Source organism: Bacillus salitolerans (assembly GCF_042680805.1).
Lineage (GTDB): Bacteria > Bacillota > Bacilli > Bacillales > SA4 > Bacillus_CJ > Bacillus_CJ salitolerans.
The window spans coordinates 18,193-40,176 of the sequence record NZ_JBHUEM010000011.1 but is presented as its reverse complement, the minus strand read 5'-3'; the positions used below and the strand labels follow the sequence as shown (position 1 = coordinate 40,176).

Annotated in this window: 19 protein-coding genes; 15 read left to right on the top strand and 4 right to left on the bottom strand. The window is 36.4% G+C overall.

The window, feature by feature from the left end; all coding sequences use genetic code 11:
- The first annotated feature begins 104 nt into the window (after positions 1–104).
- The 8 genes from ACFSCX_RS09225 (at position 105) to ACFSCX_RS09190 (ending at position 9,405) form a co-directional block, all read left to right on the top strand.
- Complete coding sequence (locus ACFSCX_RS09225) at positions 105–974, top strand: YitT family protein (RefSeq protein WP_377927915.1); 870 nt, start codon at positions 105–107, stop codon at positions 972–974.
- Positions 975–1,042: 68 nt separating this feature from the next.
- Positions 1,043–1,381, top strand: coding sequence for a cytochrome c551 (gene cccB / locus ACFSCX_RS09220; RefSeq protein ID WP_377927914.1), 339 nt, complete (start codon positions 1,043–1,045; stop codon positions 1,379–1,381).
- A 600-nt stretch (positions 1,382–1,981) separates the two neighbouring features.
- Positions 1,982–2,668, top strand: a complete 687-nt coding sequence (gene ftsE / locus ACFSCX_RS09215; RefSeq protein ID WP_377927913.1) for a cell division ATP-binding protein FtsE — start codon at positions 1,982–1,984, stop codon at positions 2,666–2,668.
- On the top strand, positions 2,658–3,551 hold the full coding sequence (gene ftsX, locus ACFSCX_RS09210; RefSeq protein WP_377927912.1) for a permease-like cell division protein FtsX: 894 nt from the start codon (positions 2,658–2,660) through the stop codon (positions 3,549–3,551). The genes ftsE and ftsX overlap by 11 nt, the downstream gene beginning before the upstream one ends.
- A gap of 68 nt (positions 3,552–3,619) precedes the next feature.
- Positions 3,620–4,852 carry a murein hydrolase activator EnvC family protein gene (locus tag ACFSCX_RS09205; protein WP_377927911.1) on the top strand — a complete coding sequence of 411 codons (1,233 nt, stop codon included), beginning with the start codon at positions 3,620–3,622 and terminating at the stop codon, positions 4,850–4,852.
- A gap of 129 nt (positions 4,853–4,981) precedes the next feature.
- Positions 4,982–6,388 (top strand): ATP-binding protein, encoded by a 1,407-nt coding sequence (locus ACFSCX_RS09200; protein ID WP_377927910.1) that lies wholly within the window; start codon positions 4,982–4,984, stop codon positions 6,386–6,388.
- A 171-nt stretch (positions 6,389–6,559) separates the two neighbouring features.
- Positions 6,560–8,017: a S41 family peptidase gene (locus tag ACFSCX_RS09195; protein ID WP_377927909.1), complete on the top strand. Its 1,458-nt coding sequence runs from the start codon at positions 6,560–6,562 to the stop codon at positions 8,015–8,017.
- Positions 8,018–8,217: 200 nt separating this feature from the next.
- On the top strand, positions 8,218–9,405 hold the full coding sequence (locus ACFSCX_RS09190) for a PDZ domain-containing protein (protein WP_377927908.1): 1,188 nt from the start codon (positions 8,218–8,220) through the stop codon (positions 9,403–9,405).
- A gap of 247 nt (positions 9,406–9,652) precedes the next feature.
- On the opposite strand, the gene ACFSCX_RS09185 is transcribed toward ACFSCX_RS09190, so the two are convergent.
- From ACFSCX_RS09185 to spoIIP, 4 genes are all read right to left on the bottom strand, one after another.
- Positions 9,653–10,378, bottom strand: a complete 726-nt coding sequence (locus tag ACFSCX_RS09185; protein WP_377927907.1) for a hypothetical protein — start codon at positions 10,376–10,378, stop codon at positions 9,653–9,655.
- A 15-nt stretch (positions 10,379–10,393) separates the two neighbouring features.
- On the bottom strand, positions 10,394–11,713 hold the full coding sequence (locus ACFSCX_RS09180; protein ID WP_377927906.1) for an MFS transporter: 1,320 nt from the start codon (positions 11,711–11,713) through the stop codon (positions 10,394–10,396).
- Between the two features lie 84 nt (positions 11,714–11,797).
- Positions 11,798–11,959, bottom strand: a complete 162-nt coding sequence (locus tag ACFSCX_RS09175) for a hypothetical protein (protein WP_377927905.1) — start codon at positions 11,957–11,959, stop codon at positions 11,798–11,800.
- Positions 11,960–12,459: 500 nt separating this feature from the next.
- The gene (gene spoIIP / locus ACFSCX_RS09170) at positions 12,460–13,470 is read right to left on the bottom strand and encodes a stage II sporulation protein P (RefSeq protein ID WP_377927904.1); all 1,011 of its coding nucleotides are present in this window, start codon (positions 13,468–13,470) and stop codon (positions 12,460–12,462) included.
- Positions 13,471–14,080: 610 nt separating this feature from the next.
- On the opposite strand from spoIIP, the gene ACFSCX_RS09165 reads away from it, so the two are divergent.
- From ACFSCX_RS09165 to ACFSCX_RS09135, 7 genes are all read left to right on the top strand, one after another.
- Positions 14,081–14,947 carry a cytochrome c oxidase assembly protein gene (locus ACFSCX_RS09165; RefSeq protein ID WP_377927903.1) on the top strand — a complete coding sequence of 289 codons (867 nt, stop codon included), beginning with the start codon at positions 14,081–14,083 and terminating at the stop codon, positions 14,945–14,947.
- Positions 14,948–14,969: 22 nt separating this feature from the next.
- Positions 14,970–15,680: a response regulator transcription factor gene (locus ACFSCX_RS09160; protein WP_377927902.1), complete on the top strand. Its 711-nt coding sequence runs from the start codon at positions 14,970–14,972 to the stop codon at positions 15,678–15,680.
- Positions 15,677–17,092, top strand: coding sequence for a sensor histidine kinase (locus ACFSCX_RS09155; protein WP_377927901.1), 1,416 nt, complete (start codon positions 15,677–15,679; stop codon positions 17,090–17,092). Before ACFSCX_RS09160 ends, ACFSCX_RS09155 begins: the two co-directional genes overlap by 4 nt.
- Complete coding sequence (locus ACFSCX_RS09150) at positions 17,079–17,288, top strand: hypothetical protein (protein ID WP_377927900.1); 210 nt, start codon at positions 17,079–17,081, stop codon at positions 17,286–17,288. Before ACFSCX_RS09155 ends, ACFSCX_RS09150 begins: the two co-directional genes overlap by 14 nt.
- The gene (locus tag ACFSCX_RS09145; RefSeq protein WP_377927899.1) at positions 17,285–19,198 is read left to right on the top strand and encodes a F510_1955 family glycosylhydrolase; all 1,914 of its coding nucleotides are present in this window, start codon (positions 17,285–17,287) and stop codon (positions 19,196–19,198) included. The genes ACFSCX_RS09150 and ACFSCX_RS09145 overlap by 4 nt, the downstream gene beginning before the upstream one ends.
- 15 nt (positions 19,199–19,213) lie before the next feature.
- Complete coding sequence (locus ACFSCX_RS09140) at positions 19,214–19,411, top strand: SHOCT domain-containing protein (RefSeq protein ID WP_377927898.1); 198 nt, start codon at positions 19,214–19,216, stop codon at positions 19,409–19,411.
- A gap of 137 nt (positions 19,412–19,548) precedes the next feature.
- Entirely contained in the window at positions 19,549–21,960 is a 2,412-nt protein-coding gene (locus ACFSCX_RS09135) for a heavy metal translocating P-type ATPase (protein ID WP_377927897.1), read from the top strand.
- The last annotated feature ends 24 nt before the right edge of the window (positions 21,961–21,984 follow it).

Here is a 21,984-nt window from a genome sequence, read left to right as displayed (position 1 = left end):
TTACAATTTTAATCGTTTTTAGTAGAGAAAATTCAGAGCTAAAAACAGTGAAACCTTTTAATAGAGTTGAAACTCAATCTTAAAGGGTAATGCGGGAGGCTATCATGAATAAACGTAAAAGAAATACTGAAGGTTTAAGTCCGAACCTAGAGATGCTGCTAGAATACATATATGTACTAGTAGGATCAGCTATTGTCGCACTTGCCTTTAATTTATTTTTACTTCCAAACCGAATTGCATCAGGTGGAGTCAGCGGGATTAGTACGATTACGGATGCCGTTTGGGGATGGGAGCCTGCTATTGTGCAGGGTGCATTAAATATTCCATTATTTATTGCTGGGATTATGCTACTCGGACGCTCGTTTGGAGTAAAGAGTTTAGTTGGTACGATCATTTTACCGCTTGTTGTATACCTGTCGAGAAATATGGAACCGGCCACGACTGATCCACTTCTTGCTGCTTTGTTTGGAGGAATTGGGGTTGGACTAGGACTTGGAATTGTTTTTCGAGGCAAGGCATCAACTGGTGGTGTCGACTTAGCGGCACAAATCATTAACAAATACACTGGTTTATCACTTGGAACGTGTGTCGCGATGATAGACGGTATGATTGTAACAACAGCTGCGATTGTGTTTGATATAGAGTTAGGTTTATATGCATTAATTGCCCTTTTTGTTACAAGTAAGACGATTGATTTTGTCCAGGTAGGTCTAGGATACTCGAAAATGGCCATAATAATTACGAATAAGGAAGATGAAGTACGACAAAGTATTTTGACGAAAGTGGACAGGGGTGTAACCCGTCTTTCGGCATTTGGTGGATATACGGATGATGAGCGCCCAATCTTGATGTGTGTGGTGGATCAAACCGAGTTCACGAAATTGAAACAACTAGTAAAAAGCATTGACCCTGTTGCGTTTGTTGTCGTCATGAATGCTTCTGAGGTGTTAGGTGAAGGTTTTAAGCGCTCATAAAAAGAAGTAAATAATGGCAGATTATTATAAGATATGAATATAGAATTGAGTCTCTAGGAGGAATTAGCATGAGTAAGAAATGGATCGGTATTCTTTTTGGAGCGATGTTAACATTGTCAGCATGTGGTACGGGTGATACAACCGATCAGTTGGCAGGTGGAGACTCCGCAGCAACCGGTGGAGGAGAAGTAACCGCAGCCGAAAAAATTTATCAAAAAAGCTGTTCAACCTGCCATGGTGGGAAATTACAAGGTGGAGTGGGTCCACAGCTCACACAAGTTGGAAATAAATACTCGAGCGAGGAAATTTTAAACATTATCGAAAATGGACAAGGTAGGATGCCAAAAGGTATTCTTCAAGGTGAAGATGCTGAAGCTGTTGCCGTTTGGTTAGCAGAACAGAAATAGTTTTTGTTTGGGAGGTTCTAGTTTTTTAGGACCTCTTTTTGTATGGCTTGCTGGAATTTAGGATTGGTCGGTATCATAGTGAATTTGCCGTTAAATATGCATATTTGGCCGGTAAATGATGGATTGACCGAGTGCATAAGTTGATTTGATCGATAAATAATTGATTATGACCGGTAAATGTTCAAGATTGAGCAGTAAATACTGAAATTTGACCCGTAAATACTCAATTTTGCCCGGTATTCCTCATCGTTCCAAATTCATCCAAATTCCTCTTCCGCTCTTCTTCCTCTTTTTCGTTCACTTCCAACTATCGTTCGACAAACACCTATTATTATTTTTAATACACTTACAAATACCGTATAATATAACAAAATATACCTTATTTAGACATGATGAAATAGAAATGTAATATTTTTTGGCTCAAAATGACGGTTTGTGATGGTATAATAGAAAAGGCCGAGGTATTTTGTTGAAATCTACTAAAATAGTAAAACAACGTCGAACGGTCAATTAATTAGTCGGTTGGGAATGTCAGCTTAAGAAGACGACGATCCACCACCCATCTCAGACTTCTACATCAACTAAGTTAGGTGATAAATAATGATTGAGATGCAAGATGTGTACAAAACGTATCCAAATGGGGTACTGGCTGTAAATGGTATAAACGTAAAAATAAAGCAAGGTGAGTTCGTCTATGTAGTCGGTCCTAGTGGAGCGGGAAAATCAACATTTATTAAAATGATGTACCGTGAAGAAAAGCCGACAAAGGGCTCGATTATGATAAACGGAGTGAACCTAGCAAAATTAAAAGAAAAGAAAGTTCCACATTTACGTCGAAATATCGGGGTTGTGTTTCAGGATTTTAAACTACTTCCGAAGCTAACAGTTTATGAAAATGTTGCGTTTGCTCTTGAGGTAATCGAAGAGCATCCAAAGCAAATTAAAAAGCGAGTGATGGACGTATTAGACCTTGTTCGCTTAAAGCATAAGGCACGCTTCTTCCCTAATGAACTGTCAGGGGGAGAGCAGCAGCGTGTGTCGATTGCTCGTTCGATTGTGAATAGCCCGAAAGTTATGATTGCTGACGAACCAACAGGAAACCTTGATCCTGATACGTCATGGGAGATCATGAATATTTTTGAAGAAATTAATAACCGCGGTACAACGGTTGTAATGGCAACCCATAACCGTGAAATTGTAAATACCATCAAAAAACGTGTAATCGCCATTGAAAATGGGAAAATTGCGCGTGATGAAGTGAGAGGGGATTATGGCTATGAATCCTAGAACTCTCTTGCGGCACATTCGAGAAGGCTTTCGTAATATTTTCCGAAACGGCTGGATGACCTTTGCTTCGATCAGTGCAGTTACTGTGACATTGCTTCTTGTAGGGAGCTTTTTAGTCATTATGATGAATTTAAATGAATTTGCGAATGCCATTGAATCAGATGTTGAAATTAGTGTGCATATTGATGTAACGGCAACCGAGAATGACCGTCAAGAGCTTCGTACAAGAATAGAGCGAATACCAGAAGTAGAAAAGGTAACCTTCTCCTCAAAGGATCAGGAATTAAAAGAACTGATTCAAAGTATGGGGGAAGAAGGAAAATCGTATACGTTATTTGAGCAAGATAATCCGCTTAGTGACGTGTTTGTCGTAAAGACAACGACACCTACAGACGTCGTAAAGGTAGCCGAGCAAATCGAAACCTTTACATATGCAGATAAGGTTCTCTATGGAAAAGGAACAGTGGAAAAGCTGTTTAAAGGGCTGGAAATTGCCCGTAATATTGGTCTTGGAATTATTATAGGTTTGCTGTTTACGGCGATGTTTTTAATATCAAATACGATAAAAATTACAATTGTTGCTAGAAAACGAGAGATAGAGATTATGAAATTAGTAGGAGCTACGAATTCATTTATTCGTTGGCCATTCTTTATTGAAGGTCTTCTATTAGGTGTTGCTGGTTCGATTATCCCTATATCAGTAACAGCAGGAAGTTATTATTACATTTACGAACTTGTAAGTCCAAAGCTAGAAGATACATTTTTTAAGCTTGTTCCCGTTACACCTTTTCTATATCAGCTAAGCGCAGTGCTAATCGTGATTGGTGCCTTTATCGGAATATGGGGAAGCTTATTGTCCGTTCGAAAATTTTTAAAAGTTTAATAGATTAAATGGTTACATTTTACTAGGAATGTGAAGAAGGTTGAAAAAGGTGAAGGGGGAAACAGGCGTTGAAGAGGAGATTATTCGTTTTAGTCGTTGTGTTTATTACTGGATTAAGTGGTTTTATCTCAACACCATACTTTTTAGATGTGGTTTCAGCCAACACCAAATCTGAGATTATTCAACAAAAGAAAGAAGTAGATCAAAGACAATCTGAACTACAACAAAACAAAGAGAATGCTGAAAATGAAATTGCAGAAATTGAAGCGAAGCAACAAAAGCTATATAAAGAAATAGAACGACTCGATTTAGCTCAAGCGGAGACAGGCGCACATATACGAGAAAAGCAAGAGGAAATTAAAGTTGCGGAAGAAGAAATTCAAAAGCTTGAACTAGAAATTGTCGATGTTACAGAACGTATTGAAAAGAGAAATGAGCTATTAAAAGAACGTGTGCGTTCTCTTCAAGTTTCGGGGGGGGTTGTGCAGTATCTTGATGTTGTCCTAGGTGCTCAAAGCTTCAGCGATTTTATCGATCGTGTGAATGCTGTTACCACCATTTTCCGAGCAGATAAAGAAATATTACAAAAGCACGAAGAGGACAAGCTATTGCTCGAGCAGAAACAGGCCGAGATGAAGCAGCTATTGCAACAGCTTGGTGAAAAACTAGCGCAGCTCGAGAATCTATTAGCCGATCAACAAAGACAAAGTGAACAGAAAGAACAGCTGATGAAGGAGCTACAAGTTCAAGAAGAAATGCTTCAGGAGGAAATTCATCAAATTGAAGATGAAGAAGAGATTTTAAAAGCGCAAGAAGCAGCGTTTAATAAGGAATTAGAGCGTATAAAAAAACGGGAAGAGGAAGAAAGAAGGAAGAACCAGCAGGCTAGTTATGGTGGCTCTGGTAACTTCATTAGACCATCTGCAGGTCCAGTCACCTCTAATTACGGACAACGCTGGGGAAGACTCCATGCTGGAGTGGATATTGGAAAGCGTGGTAGTAACGTTCCAGTTGTAGCCGCAGCTGATGGTACAGTTATACGTTCTTATTACTCTTCAAGCTATGGGAATGTTGTGTTCATTGCTCATAGTGTAAAAGGCCAAATTTATACAACTGTATATGCTCACTTAGAAAATAGAGAAGTATCAGATGGCCAATCAGTCCAGCAAGGTCAACGTCTAGGATACATGGGGAACACAGGGCATTCCTTTGGTGCTCACTTACATTTTGAGCTTCATAAGGGTGGCTGGAATGAAAGTAAATCGAACTCCGTTGATCCGAGAAAATATATTAATTTTTAATTTCACTAACCACAACCAAAAAAGGTTGTGGTTTTTTGTGGGCACTAGATTTTTCAGAAATTTCATGCTCTATTACCGCGAAGTGATGTATAATGAGTCTAATATAATGTTAAGACAAGGTGAAAAAGCATGACGATAAAAATGAACGACTCTCCATTGCCGGTATGGGAAGCCTCTGATTTTCTTGTCAACATGTCAAATGCAATCATGGTCACTCAAGAGAACAAACTTGTTTTTGCCAACGAGGCTGCCGCTAAGCTCTTAAAAGCGGAAACTATAGATGAATTGATAGGACAAGATTTACATCAATTTTTAGACCCTATACATATCAAATCAGAGCAAAATGAAAGTCTACTTGAAGCAGTGTGGGTAACATGTGACGGAAGTCGAATAGATATTGGTGTTCAATCAACTCCTATTCTTTTCAAACATAAACGAGCTACTTATATGGCGCTGACGAACCTAACAAACCAGAAGCAAACAGCGAGGCAGGTAAAGGAGATCCAAGAAAGCTATAAAAGTCTAATTGAAAACTCATTAGATAGTATTGGCGTAGTCATTGATGACACCTTTGTGTTCATTAACCCTGCTGGTGTTGAGGTTTTAGGAGGCAAGAAAAAAGAAGATATCATTGGCAAGCATATCTTTACGTTTTTGCATCCTGATTTTCATGAGATATGCATAGAGCGGATGAATCGAATTATATATGATCATGAAATACCTGAGCTAATGGAACAAGTCATGTTAACGCTTGCTGGAAAGACAATCGATATTGAAATAATCGGGTTTCCAACCGTTTATAAAGGCGTACCAGCTGTTCAAGTTATCTTTCGAGATATTACGGAAAGAAACTTGAATCATCAAATGATGATTCGTTCAGAGAAGCTTTCTACCGTCGGTCAATTAGCTTCCGGTATTGCACATGAAATAAGAAACCCTTTAACCTCGTTAAAAGGCTTTCTCCAGCTTGGGCTAAAAGACGTCACGTCTTTGGAGCAGTTTCTCCCGATTATGTTAAGTGAAATTGAACGGATTGAGATGATATCGGGAGAGTTACTCTCGTTAGCTAAAGAACATCCTCAGCATTTTAGCAAAGCGAATCTCATTCAGCTACTAGATGAGGTAATTGTATTAATTGAAGTAGAAGCTTTGACGAAAAAAATATTAATTGAAAAAAATTATGCGATTCAAGAGGTATTCATATCTTGTGTTCAAACGCAAATCAAACAAGTGATCATTAATATTCTAAAAAATTCAATAGAAAGTATGGAGAATGGTGGTTCTATCAGGATAGATGTAACGTATGAAAAAGAGGCGGTAACTCTTCAGGTGGAAGATGAAGGAGAAGGCATTCCAGAGGAAATCTTAGCCGAAATCTTTGAACCTTTCTTTACGACTAAACCTTCGGGAACAGGTCTTGGTCTCATGGTGACGGAGCAAATTATTGAAAATCACGGAGGTTCTATCGATATTCAAAGTCAATGCGGAGAAGGGACGATTGTTACCATTTCGTTTCCATTTAATCATGTACTATGATACAATGTACAAGCTTTTACTCATATTTCGTACAAGCGTGACATAATACATAGTAAGGGCATCGCACTTTTGCATGTGTGGTGCTTTTTTGTACAAAAAAAGTGTATTTTTTGTCTATTCGTTTTACAATAGTACATAACTGTAACTTGGATGTGGGTGAGGAGGATGTTGATGAACCAGAAAGTCACAGCACTGTTAATGGCAGTATCCCTACTAGTAGGAAGCGGGGGAACGTACCTGGTTATGGACCGATTTGGAAGTGAATCTCCATTGGAACAGGGCGTTAGAGAAGAAACAGGTGAGTCACAATACAAAACGGATGGAAATGGTACAGAGCCTGTTGGATTTGATAAGGTAAAGCAAGCATATGATTTAATTTCTGCTAATTACGTAAAGAAGATTGAGGGAGAAGAGTTAATTGAAGGGGCAATCGAGGGGATGCTTGGTAAGCTTGGGGATCCATATTCCGTTTATATGGATGCTGAAACTGCGGAGCAATTTTCTCAAAATCTAGAGTCTTCCTTTGAAGGTATTGGAGCAGAGGTTAGTATGGTAGATGGTAAGGTAACCATTGTAGCTCCATTTAAAAATTCGCCAGCTGAAAAAGCAGGTTTAAAGTCGAATGATCAAGTGTTAAAAGTAGATGGGGAAAGCCTTGAAGGCTTAGATTTATATGAAGCAGTTCTAAAAATCCGTGGCGAAAAAGGTTCAGTGGTTGAATTGGATATTCTCCGTCCAGGAGTTAATGACGTTTTAACAATTCCAGTTACACGTGATGAAATACCACTTGAGACGGTTTATCCAGAAATGAAGGAATATAACGGAAAGAAGGTTGGTTATGTAGAAGTGACATCCTTCTCTTCAGATACAGCAGCTGATTTTGAGCAAGCGATAAAAAGTTTAGAGGACCAAGGTATGGACGGTCTTGTTATAGATGTTAGAGGAAATCCAGGTGGGTATTTAGAAAGTGTTGAACAAATGCTAAAGCTTTTCCTACCAAAGGATAAACCATACGTACAAATTGAAGAAAGAACGGGTGAAAAGAAACGATTCTTCTCTTCTATCACGGAAAAGAAACCATATCCGATATCTGTTCTGATTGATGAGGGAAGTGCATCTGCTTCTGAAATTATGGCTGCAGCCATGAAGGAAGCTGGTGGATATGATGTTGTTGGGAAAACGTCCTTTGGAAAAGGTACGGTACAACAGGCTGTTCCGATGGGGGATGGAAGCAACATTAAATTAACATTCTTTAAGTGGTTAACCCCTGATGGAAATTGGATTCATGAAAAAGGAGTAGAACCAACAATTCCTGTTAATCAACCTGAGTTTTATTATGTAAACCCACTTCAGGTTGAAAAGCCATTAACGTTTGATATGAACAATGAGAGTATTAAAAATGCTCAAAAAATGCTCAAGGGCTTAGGTTTTAATCCTGGACGTGAAGACGGTTATTTCGGACAAGAAACAGTAACAGCTGTAAAAGCATTCCAACAGACAGCTGGACTTGAACAAACAGGAACTATCACCACCGAGACAGCAAGCAAGCTTGAGCAAGCGATCATTGAAAAAATCCGCAATCAACAAAATGATATCCAGCTTGAAACTGCTATTAAATCATTATTCTAATTAAAAGCAGGAACAACGATCCTACTTGTCGAAAAGTATACCCAACTACATTTGGGTGTACTTTTTTGTTTTTAAACAAAATTTTTATATGCTAGAAACTGGAAAATCCGGATAGCTGGCAATAAAAAACAATTACTGTAACGTTTGGTTTTGATAAAATAAAGGATAAATACGTGTTACTTGCGTAAGGCGGTGAGAATGTGGATTGGTTCGTTGAATTTATTACAGGTGTTGGACGTTTTTTTCTCCATCCTATTTTTTATCTGGTAGTGATCTTGTCTCTAATCATTGGGTTTAATCGTGTAAAGCAGGAGCGTAGACACTTTCATATTCGTATATTCGATGCAGTTAGTGAGTGGAAGTATGCAATAACAAACGGTCTGTTACCTGGTCTAGTCCTTTCTTTATTTACGATTGGGTTAGGCATTGTGATACCTGTTGGTGGGATCGTTCTTATTGCGACCCTGACTGTTGTGTTTAGTTTGACCATTCGCTTTCGTTGGTTATCACCAGCGTTTGTCATAGGGTTAGCCTTATTATTCTCTCTATCCTTACCACAGTGGGAAACTGGGAACCATATGGTTGATACGTTGTTACATGATTTAAGCCTCATTCACCCAGCCTCATTTGCAGCCCTTCTTGCTATGCTGCTAGCAACAGAAGCGTATTTAATTATGAGAAATGGTTCACAATTAAGTTCACCTAGGCTTGAGAGAAGTAGGCGAGGTAGAATCATCGGCGTTCATGTTGTCAATCGATTATGGATGATTCCAATGTTTGTTCTTCTTCCAGGAGATGCAGTTACGTCTGTGTTTGATTGGTGGCCATTGCTATCAATTGGACAAGAATCATATGCTTTATGTTTAGTGCCGTTTAGTATAGGGTTTTACCAAAAGATAAAAGGAAGTCTACCACAAGAATCGATTTTCTACACAGGTAGAAAGGTAATGGCTTTAGCTGTTTTTATGATCGTATTGGCTATTGTTACGTATTGGATGCCATTAATGGGAATTGCTACTGCACTACTTGCGATGATTGGTAGAGAGCTAATTTCGATTCAGCACCGGGTCCAAGATGACGATTATCTATACTTCTCAAGAAGAGGGCATGGACTTGTCATATTAGGTGTTATTCCAAAGTCTCCAGCTGAAAAAATGGCCTTGCAAGTTGGAGAGATCATCACGAAGGTGAATGGTGTTTCCGTCGCGAGTGTAGATGAGTTTTATTATTCACTTCAGAAGAATCGTGCCTTCGCTAAGCTGGAGGTCATCGATACGAATGGAGAGCTTCGCCTCGTTCAACGTGCATTATATGATGGAGAGCATCATGAATTAGGAATTCTGTTCGTGGATGAGGAAAAAACAGTAGATCGGGAGCAGGTTGGGTGATTGATTTTTATAATTAACCTGAATGAATAAATTTTCTCATAGTTAATTGAAAGTGTTTATATATAAATTGAATAATTTGTTATTTAATTGCTTTAATTATGATATCCGGTTAAAAATTATAGGGATTATACTATTTAATCAACAAAGAGAAGGTTAATCTTCTCTTTTAATTTTTCTAGGATGGTAAATGTAAATGAGTTACCAACACTGTTAGAGATTATACAAGGAATAGTAAAGCAGGGGATTATTAATGAATCCCCTGCTTCATCAAAATATTTGTCACCTGAACTACAAATGGAAATGCTAACAACTCATTGTCAAGTATAAATTCTGCCCACATTTTATAAAGACCTGCTTTTTTAAAATGTGCTACAAAAATAGGTTTATCTTCATTAAGTGGATGGACATGAATGAATTGTTGAATTTTTTCATCGATAATTACCACATGTCCTAATGCACCTAAATAGGGCATCGGGGTCGCATTTTTTAGGTCAAATCGAAAGGTGATATCCTCCCCAACAACTAAAGGGCTTGAATGTAGTTCAACTATCTTTCCATTTAATTCTCTTGTTGTATTTATATCTTTTTTTAATTTAGATTGTGAAGGTATGTCAGGATTTTCTCTGCCCTCAATGACGATTGGTATAGGTTTTATGGAATAATTCATTCCTTCTGGCTTGATATCGACAAATGCAACATACTCTTTATTTGATAAGGAAACATCTACACTAAACTCATTTTCAGTTAATTGTGCAGGATGAAGGTGATGAAATTCTTCTAAATCCTTACTAACGATAATAAGATGCATGATTTTTTCGTGTGATCGTAATAATTTTGGGTTCAAACCGGTTTTTTCACAAACTTTAATATTTAAGGAGTCCTGATGGGATGAAATAAGTACTTCTACATCCCCGACCAGAACATTTGTCTTTTGTTGATGTTGTTGGTTCGAGTGTTCGTGATGTTGCTGCATCCTTTTCCTCCCTTTTTACTCCGTTTTTGGTCTGTGTCTAAAAAACACTTCTTGTTCCCAGTTGTTATAAGGATGTGTACGTGTGTGCGAAGTTTCAATGGTAACATGGGGAGCTTGTATCGGCCGATCATTTTTGACTGCTGCTTTCTTTAATGATGTGTTAAGTGGCTCCCATTTTTTTAATAATAAAATGATAATGGATAATAAAACGCCAGTAATAGAAAATATGATCCAAGGTAGTGCATTGTTTACTCCATTTGATAAAAGCCCACCACCTATAGATTTACCTCCAGCTTCACCTAGGCCCGATACGACATTAGCAAGGGCAAAGAATACCCCAATTAACTCAGCCTTCGATAATTGTGATATCATACTATCAATTGTAGGCAGTATTAACATTTCACCAATCACAAATATAAATCCACTTACGGCTAAGTAGATAAATGAATGAGAAAAATAGAGGGACCCAACTCCAAAGCCTATAAAAGTGACACCAGCACTTAATGCAGTTAATGGATGAACTCGACTAATAACCTTACGAGTAATGAGACCCTGAGAAGTAATAACAATAAAGCTGTTTAATGTCCATATTAATGCTACGTTTTTAGGTTCGGATAAAACCTCTGTCGCTCTTAACGGTAAGGCAAAGGACAATTGTGCATATAGGGCCCAAATTAGAATACTTACAAAACTAAAAATAATAAATGGTCTATTTTTAAATACTTCTTTATAAGCCCCCACTGGTAAAATGGGACATGGTCCATCTCCACAATTTTTAGGTAACAGAGTCCAACTTTTGATAGTGAGTAAAATATAAATAATCCCTGCAATCCAAAAAATAAACTTTGATGACTCCGCAATCAAAAAGAATATAATCAACCCTGCTGATGCAGTTCCGATATTAGCTGCAATTCCCCGAAATGAAAAGGCGGTTGTTTGAGTTTCACCTGAGGCTAACGCGGCTATTGCTGCTTTGGTGGAGGGTGCATTTAATCCATTTCCAATTCCCATCGTGATAGCTGAAATTAGGAACAAGCTATAACTAGAAAAAATACCAAAACCAAAAATTCCAATTCCTCCTACTAATGCACCGAGCCCAATCACAAATCTTCTACCTATACGATCAGCTAATATTCCGCCGATTATACTTCCAAATTGAAAGGCGATTGCAATACTCGCTAAGATTGTCCCGATTTGGATGACTGTTAGGTTTGTATCTGTCGTCAAAATAATTGGCAACATTGGTAAAACCATATAGGTTCCTAAATGGGAAAGTAATACGCCAATTAGGAGTATGATAAGCGGCTTTTCTAATTGCTTAATATCTTTTAGCATAGGATCTCACCACGTTTCTCTTTATTAGATGAAAAAAACTTAAATAACAGGGAAGTCTATCTTCCCTGTTACATTTCTTGCTGGTTAAAGCATACTTCTACATTCAGAAATACATTGTTCAAGGTCTCTAGCAGCATGTTGAAGCTTTTCATTTGTTACTTTATTCATCGCACTTTGTAAATGAGAAAGTGCACTTTCGCACTCATTTATACAAGCTTGGAGCTCTGTCTTATTAATATTCTGCATTCCAATTCCTCCTATTACTTAATAACAACTATTATTTTTCATAAATGTAATTGGAAATATTCATGTACAACGAAGTGTTTAAACGATTTTATAAAGGATAGAGCACGAACCAAAAAGACGGGCATGGACTTGGCTTGTCTATAGTTAAGCTCATTATTGAATTAAGTAAAGTAGGAATAGGAACCACGTTTACTTTTTACACTCCCATAAGCTCATAATGATTCTGAAGACTATGTAATATTCTAGATAAAACGTTAATGAAAAATGGTAGACGAATTGGGGAGTTCTCCTTCTTGCATGTTTTATGTCCTCCGTGTTTTTTTTAGATTTAAGAGGCTTAAGTTTTTCGCTAAATTTATTAAATGCTATGGTTTTGAAGAAATTTATAAATAAGTTTTTGCTAGTAGAGAGAATGCTTAATACCATTTGTCAATGCATAAGTAAAATATAAAGGACTCAGAAAGTTTTGTTTCTGAGTCCTTTTGGTTTGCTATAAAACATCAATGGTAATTCTCCCAATAATATTCTCCGACTATATACCCAAGAACATCTGCTGACCGAAACAGTTCTTCAAATGAATTTTCTACTCCGCCAATTTCAATGATTACGCTACCTGGCGAGAGATCTTGATTGTATACTCCATTACCTTGGGTTGTATCTTTTATCATTACACCTTTTGAAAGTCCAGGATACTTCATATTTATTAATTCGTGAAGCTCATTTGCAAAGGCTAAATTCTCCTTATAGTTGGTATGTCCGTTTCCGATCACAAACAACAACTTTGCATAATCATTACCATTGATACTTGTTGTAGTATATTCTCTTGTTAAAGAATCTCTGTGTAAGTCAAAAAATAACACTAGACTTTTGTTAGATTTTTTTTCCTTTTTGACCATTTCTCTTGAGATAGCGTAGGAATGGCTAAAGTCTAAGTTAAGGATATCAAGTATGGTGAAAATATCATTATTAAATACAGTACTCCAAATCCCATTTAATCTTAAGGAATGTTGAAGTCGCTCTCCAACAAGAGATATATTTATTTCTGAATGATAGGCTTCATCAGGAGTCGTATCTTTAGGAAAGTATGGTAAGAAAGATTCTCGGTTATGGGTGAAGTAAATAAAAATCACCTCTTTGCCAAAGGTACTATGAAACTTTCCTTCATTTATTACTGGAGATTTTATCTGTTTGTCAATTGACTTTATTTTATTACGATCAATTAGTAAAGGCTTGTTATTCTTTAAGGTATCTAACCTTGGAGTTACTTCTATTGAAGCAGGATGCACTTGTTCATCATGTTGTTTTGAGAGTTTATCGTCTATCATTTTATTCGATTTTTTATCATCGTCAGCTTGTATATTATTGTATTTATTATGAGATTGAATATCTCTTTCAGGATTTAAATTAGAATAAGTTATTTTAAGGAGAGTTATATATATGATTAACATTAGTAAGAGAAAACTGCACAAATACAGTAAGTTTTTTAGGATCTTGTTGTTTCTAATTGTCATGTTAATAGTCCTCTTGAATTTATAATTATATATTTAATATCGGCTTTAAATATTGAAAATAAAACTTATGAATTAAATAGTAAAGATCATGATAAACAACACTATTATAGGATATAAGTCAAAATTTTCAATTACAAATAATGACAAATGTTTCATCGGTATACTAAGCATGGATTAGCACTTATCTTTTAGTTAAAGATTAATGACATCTCGGAGAATTGTAATGCCCAAGTCATACTGTAATGAAAAACCAATATGTAGGGAGTGAGTTGAAATCGGCAGGGAATCAAGACTGAAACCTAATTATGAAATATTATATGTCACGTTGGAGAAAGAAAGAGCACTTGGAGGAGCACCGCTTTGATTGTTTGCAAAGGCATGAAGGCCGATGTTATTCAAATGAAGTCAGGAGATTATTTGGTAATTTGAGTATAAGGTGGCCGGTAATTCATATCTTTAACTAATAATGTTGGAATGCTTTTGGCACTAAAAATATGTGACTTTTTGAAAAGAAGTTAGGTCATCCTACCTTCTTTTTTATTTTCTTCACACTTTCTACATATTTGCTTGTTATAACTATTAAGTAATCTTAAAGAAAAGGAAGTTACCAATGAAAATAAAACTTTTTTACCTATTATGTATTTTGGTTGCTTATCTTTCTTTCTCACCGTTGATAGGACAAGCCCACGGTGATTCCGAAGATCATGATGGTTTTTTCCAACATTATACTTTTTTTGAACTATGGGACCCTTTATATTTTTTAATTTTAACCTTTGTTTATATTGTTTTTATTAATGGGTCAAGAAAGATCATGATAAAAAAAATAGCATTCGGATCTGGTTTATTTACTCTTTTTCTAGCACTTGGTAGTCCCCTTCATGTACTAGGAGACTCATATTTATTTAGTGCTCATATGCTCCAACAATCTCTTGTTTATATCGTAGTTCCACCATTGATTTTATATGGTTTACAGAATGGCGAAACTGGAAAATGGATATCAAAAGTAAGACTAGGTATTTTTAAAAGACCTTTATTTCTATTATTAGGTTTTAATGTTCTTTTTTCTTTTTACCATATTCCCATTATCTTTGAGTATTTAGTTCAAAATACAATCTTTCATTCCATGAGTCATGTTATATTAACGGTTTCAGCATTTTTAATGTGGGTCCCCATAATACCACTTGTAAAGGAAATGGATACATTAACTGAGGTACAAAAAATAGGGTACATCTTTGCTGGTGGTGTTCTGTTAACACCTGCCTGTGCACTCATTCTTTTTGCTGACCATACCATGTATCCAACGTATATAACCAATCAACCATTGTTCCCTATGTTACCACCATTAGATGACCAACAACTCGGTGGAATCATAATGAAGGTGGCACAAGAGATTGTGTTTTGTTCTATTATTGGATATATTTTCTTTAATTGGGCCAAGAAAGAGCAGGAAGTAGACAAGTGTGTGGAAAATAAATAATCCTCAATCGGGGAGGGATACTATGTCCAAAGAAAATATATTAGTGATTGATGATGAATCAACGATGAGAAGGTTAATAAGATTATACCTTGATGACTCTTATGACGTTGTAGAAGCCATGGATGGATTTGAGGCATTAAATAAGATGAAGACTTCAATTTATGACCTTATCATTCTTGATATTATGATGCCAGGTATAGATGGTTGGGAAGTCTGTAATAAGATTAGAGAAACGGACACTGTAACCCCCATTTTAATGCTTACAGCGAGGTCCGATGTCAGTGATAGAGTGCATGGTTTAACGATTGGTGCAGATGATTATCTGGGTAAACCCTTTGAACCTGAAGAGTTATTAGCCAGAGTTCATGCATTGCTAAGAAGGTCAGCAACTACATCAACTTCATCATCAGGTGAAAATGAGTATATGATTTTTGATGCTCTAAAAATAGGTATAGAAAATCGACAAGTCTTTGTACAAGCACAAGAAGTCGTGTTTACTCCAAAGGAATTTGATCTCCTGTTTGCCCTTGCCAATCATCCTTCAAGAGTATTTACCCGAGAAATACTATTAGATCAAATATGGGTTGTGGATGAAGTATTAGATGTAAGAACGGTGGATACTCACATTAAAAACATACGTGAAAAATTAAAAAAGGCCGGTTTATCCTATAATCCAATCAAAACAGTGTGGGGTGTTGGGTATAAGTTTAATCCAAATGAGGATTCGAAATGAGATGGAATAGCATTGTAGTTAAAATGGGTCTTACCATTATGTTATTGCTGCTACTCATCCTACTTCCTTTAGGTTATACGGTGAATCAAATTTTCACTGGTTTCTACTTTAAACAAGTACAAGAAGAGCTTACTAGTCTTTCCTCTCGCTATTCTGAATCTCTGTCTTCGTTAGAAGATCAAAATTTATTAACTGTGTTTGAACTACTAGGGAATCTAACAGATCATCAAATTATTGTTTTTAATGAGAAAGGAATTGTTGTCTCAAATTCAGGAGCGAATCTCTATTCAAAAGGAATACAGGTCGATTCAGAAATCCTGGCAGATTTGTTTACCAATGGGCATGCTCAAGGGGTACGGGGAAGTGACTCACCTAATCGATATTATTTAGTTGGGAAACCGATTTCTAATAATGACCAAGTGATTGGTGGTTTGATTGTGTTGACCTCAGTGGAAGGAATATATGACTCCTTGGAACAAATTCAAAATCTTGTTACTTTAGCCGGAGTCGGATCCATTTTATTGGCAATGGGATTTACGTTCATTATCTCTAGAAAATTAACAAATCCATTAATTGAAATTGAACGAGCAACAAAGAAAATATCCAAAGGTGATTTTACTATTAGAATGAAGGCAGGTAGTAAAGATGAAATAGGAAGCTTAGTCATGGCTATTAATGATATGGCTCAGGAACTTGACAGAATACAGAATACTAGAACAGAGTTTTTTGCGAATATTTCACATGAACTTAGAACACCTATTACGTATCTAGAAGGGTTCACAAGGGCTATTAAGGAAAAAAGGTACAAATCCGAACAGGAACGGGATGAATATATTACTATTCTTGAAGAAGAAGCAAAAAGACTTTCCAAACTTATCAATGATTTATTTGAGCTTTCAAAAATGAAAGAAGGTAAATTTGATTTATACCAAGAAGAAATTTCGCTTAACAAGGTTCTTCAGAATAGTTTAGCCAAAGTGAAATTATCAGCAGAACAAAAGGGACTAGAAGTAAGGCATATGCTTGCATCAGATGACTTAATCATTGTCGCTGATCGTAGTCGGTTAGAACAAGTCCTTTTAAACCTACTAGAAAATGCGATTCGTTATACGAATAGAGGATCCATCGCTCTATCATTGAAAGAATTAAATCACCAAGCTATTATTTCAATTCAAGACACAGGAGTTGGTATCCCTGAACAAGACTTACCTTATGTATTCGATCGCTTTTACCGGGTAGATAAATCCAGAACAAGAAAGCTTGGAGGTACTGGTTTAGGGCTGGCAATTGTAAAAGAGTTAGTTGAATTACAAAACGGCACGATTGACATAAAAAGTAAAGTGGGCGAAGGTACCGCCATACATCTCATATTTCCACTGTATCGAGAGGAGGAGCAAATTGAAGAAAGTTGAATATATCATTGCTCTAATCCTGATTATGTTAGGGATCGTCTGCTTAACGATGTCAGGCTCATATATGCTTGAACAAAATATAATGGCCTATGCAAAAATGTTTATAAAAGTATGCTTATGGATGGGGATACCCATCTCTGTAGTTGGAGTCGTGTATTACTTTATCATAAAGAGAAGAGGAGAAGAAAAAGAATGAGTGTATTAGCTAGATTGATATCAGCGATCGTACTGCTATTTAGTATTCCAATTAAGGTATTTGCACATGGATCAGAGGAAGAACATCAGCGTGAAGTCTTTTTGAATACCTTATTAATGTATGGGTTCTACACCCTCCTTGTATTAGTGTTGATCTCAGTGGTTTTATTGTGGACCATCAATCAAAATATAAAGAAAATTGATGTAAAGAAACAATCAGGACGAAAAGAGAAAGAAATAAAAGCGAAATATAAAAAATGGGTACAAGCTTCCATAGGGCTATTACTCCTTGCTACAATCTTTACGGGTGCAATGGCTTTTTCTAATGAAAATAGTAACAGTGAAGAAGCTAGATCAGAAAATATAGATTTTATGCACATTCACGGTCTTGGCTATACCCATGATGGAAACGAAATTTATGTACCAGCCCACGATGGATTAAGAGTATATAAAGATGGTTCTTGGTCCATTCCCGAAGGTGAAAAGCATGATTATATGGGCTTTTCAATGGTAGACAATGGATTTTATAGTAGTGGTCACCCCGGTCCAGGATCAAATTTAAAAAATCCATTCGGTGTGATTAAAAGTACAGATATGGGCTTAAATATAGAAATAGTAGATTTGTATGGTGAAATTGATTTTCACGGCATGGCAGTTGGATACCAGTCACATGCAATATATGTATTTAACCCTCAAAAGAATTCAAGAATGAATGAAACAGGTTTACATTTTACATTAGATGAAACAAAGAGTTGGAACAAAAGTGAAATGGTTGGTTTAGAAGGCCAACCCTCTGCTCTCGCTGTTCATCCAACTGAAAAAGGAACGGTTGTCGTAACAACTAACAGTGGAGTTTATATCTCTCATGATTTTGGAGATCAGTTCAAACAAATATCTCCTTCATTAGCAACAGCCGTCTCCTTTACGAATGATGGGGATCTCGTTCTTGGAATGATTCAAGACGGAATGTCCATTAAGGTAATAGACCTTAAACAGGATACAGAACATGATTTATCCGTTCCCGAGGTAGATAGTGAGGATGCAATTTCTTATATTGCAGTTAATCCTGAAAATAAAGAGGAGATCGTTTTTACTACTTATAATAGAAACATTTTTCTCTCTAAAGATTTTGGAGAGAAATGGGAACAAATAGCTAAGGATGGGCAGGCAAACTCAGAAAACCTAGGAACAAATATGGAAAATGAACATGTGCATCATCAAGGACAAAGTAACTCCTTAGATGCTAGTTGGTCATTTGAAGAAGAACCTATTCAAAATAGAAATCAAACGTTAGAAATAGAAATAATGGATAGTAAGGGTAAGAGAGTAAAGGAATTTGATATTGAGCATGAGAAATTAATGCACCTAATCGTTCATAGTGAAGATCTTTCTGTTTTTCAGCACTTACATCCAGATTTAACTGAAGATGGGAAATTTACAGTAGAATTGAACTTTCCAAAAGGAGGAAAATACAAGCTAATAGCTGATGTGGTTCCCCAAAATTCCAATACAACTACACTTACAAAGTGGATTAATGTCGAGGGTGAAAATAAAAACGAGTCTGTAACAGTGGACGATCAACTTACAAAAAGCTTAGAAAATAAGATTGTATCCCTTTCTTTTGATGACTTAACTGTTAATAAAGATGTTACACTAACTTTTAATGTAAAAAATCAGTCTGGTTCAGATATAACAAACTTAGAAAAATATTTAGGAGCAAATGGACATGTAGTCATTGTAAGTAAGAATGGTCAAGAGTACCTGCATAGTCATCCAATGAATGCTGAAGATAGTGGCCCTAATGCGATATTTATGACTAGGTTTCCTACAAATGGAATATATAAAATTTGGCTACAATTTAAACATGAGGGAGAACTAATAACAGTCCCATATGTGATAGAGGTTCCATAGGAAGGAGAGATCAGGATGGGGTTAGGAATGATGTTAAATTTATTATTTTGGATTGTGGTTGTAGGACTTTCTATATACGGTTTTCTTATATTAATAATGAAACCCTTCGAGAGAAGAAAAGATACTTCAATTATCATTTTAAAAGAAAGATTTGCTCGTGGTGAAATAGAGAAAGATGAATACGAAGAAAAAGTTGGGATACTTTCAAAATAATATTTAGTAATGGACACGATAAAACAAGGATTTCCCTCCATTTTATTTATAAATTTATTAAGTAATTTGGTGAACTTCACAATTTCTTCAAATCTTTTGTTTACACTAAGTTTAATCAAAGGTGGAGGAGGTATGAAGTGGAAAATAAAACTACTTTCAAAGAAACTTCTATACGATTAAGTGGGATGACATGTGCATCATGTGTTTCCCGAATTGAGAGCAAAATTTCAAGTTTAAACGGAGTTCAGAAAATAAATGTAAACTTAGCAAATGAAAAAGCAACTGTTCAGTATAATCAAGAGAAAACGGATATAGGCGAAATTATTAAGACCATAAAAGATATTGGATATGGTGTTCACACAAAAAAGGCCACATTTTCTATTAGTGGAATGACTTGTGCGTCCTGTGTAAATAGAATTGAGAAATCAATTAGTAAGCTGAGTGGTGTTCAAAAGGTTCATGTTAACTTAGCTAATGAAAGTGCCACAGTCGAGTATATTGAAGAACAAGTAACCACTAGTCAACTAGTAAAAGCTATTGAAAAACTGGGTTATCGTGCATCATTGGGAGAATCTACAGAAGAGGCAGAAAAGGATAAAAAAGAGCAAGGGTATAACCTTTTAAGAAAAAAGTTCATCCTAGGTCTTTTATTATCCATCCCTTTTTTTATACAAATGATTTCTGATTTTGTCATGTTGTATGATATGAATTCACCCTTTAAATTCCATTTAACTCCCTGGGCACAGTTACTATTAGCAACCCCTGTACAATTTTATGTAGGCGCTCACTTTTATAAAGATGCTTTTCATGCTGTAAAAGCCAGAAGTGCCAATATGGCTGTTTTAGTTGTACTAGGTACCTCAGCTGCCTATTTTTATAGCATGTTTTTAACGGTTTTTAAACTAGAAGGTGGCTTATATTTTGAAGCGGCAGCAATTATTATCACCTTAATTTTATTGGGTAAGCTTCTAGAAACAAGAGCCAAGGGACAAACTTCAGAGGCAATTAAAAAGTTAATGAAACTTCAACCTAAAACAGCAAAAGTTATTAGGGACGGAGTAGAAATGGATATACCTATTGATGAAGTTGAAGTTGATGAAGTGATTTTTGTAAAAGCAGGTGAAAAAATACCAGTTGATGGCGAAATCATAGAAGGAAGTACGACAATTGATGAATCAATGTTAACGGGTGAGAGTATGCCGGTGACAAAGAAAAAAGGCGATCAAGTCATTGGAGGTACGATTAACAAACATGGTTCCTTTACTTTTAAGACTACCAAGATAGGTCATGAGACAGCCCTGGCACAAATCATAAAGCTTGTAGAAGAAGCTCAGGGTTCAAAAGCTCCTATACAAAGATTAGTTGATAAGATATCTGGGATATTTGTTCCTATTGTAATCTTAATTGCCATTATAACTTTTGGTGTTAGCTATTTTGTACTTGGCTTTTCTCCGGCATTAATTCATACAGTGGCTGTTCTAGTAATCGCATGTCCTTGTGCTCTTGGTTTAGCTACACCAACGGCTGTAATGGTCGGAACTGGTAAAGGAGCTGAACATGGTTTATTAATAAAAGGAGCAGAGTACTTAGAATCAGCACACCGAATTACGACTGTTGTCCTAGATAAGACCGGAACGATTACAAAAGGGAAACCAGATGTGACTGATATACATCTGTTTGGGAACTTGTCGGAAGAAGATATCTTGAGAATAGCGGCATCAGCCGAAAAGGGGTCAGAGCATCCTTTAGGAGAAGCGATCGTAACGAAAGCAAGTATAGAGAACCTTACACTTACTGCTACAACTAATTTCGAGGCAATACCCGGTCACGGAATTAAGGTGGTTGTAGATGATAAAGAGGTGCTTATTGGTAATTCGAAGTTAATGGAGATAAATAGTGTTGCCTATGAGGAAACAATCCCTGTAAAAAATAAACTAGAAAGTCAAGGTAAAACTGCGATGATAATGGCTGTTGATGGAAAGATACAAGGTGTTATTGCAGTAGCAGATACTGTTAAGGAATCCTCCGCATCAGCCATAAAGAAGTTACGAGAAATGGGAATTGAAGTAGTCATGATGACTGGAGATAATAAGCTAACAGCGAAAGCAATTGGTGAAGAGGTAGGGGTTAACCGTATACTTGCAGAAGTGCTACCTGAAGATAAAGCTAAAGAAGTTAGTGAGATAAAGAAAAAAGGTAAAGTAGTAGCGATGGTTGGAGATGGAATAAATGATGCCCCTGCGCTTGCTGAAGCAGATGTAGGAATTGCCATCGGAACTGGTACAGATATTGCCATTGAAGCTGCAGACATTACTCTAATGCGAGGGGACTTAACTGGAATAGTGGATACAATCCGTCTTTCTAAAGCGACTATGAGAAAAATACGCCAGAATCTATTTTGGGCATTCGGTTATAATGTACTTCTTATTCCAGTTGCAGCAATAGGATTACTTAATCCTATATTAGCGGGGGGAGCTATGGCCTTTAGTTCTGTTTCGGTTGTAACCAATACCTTATTCTTAAGAAAGTGGAAGCCCTTGAAAAAATAATCTTGGTCTTCATAGAATCTCCAA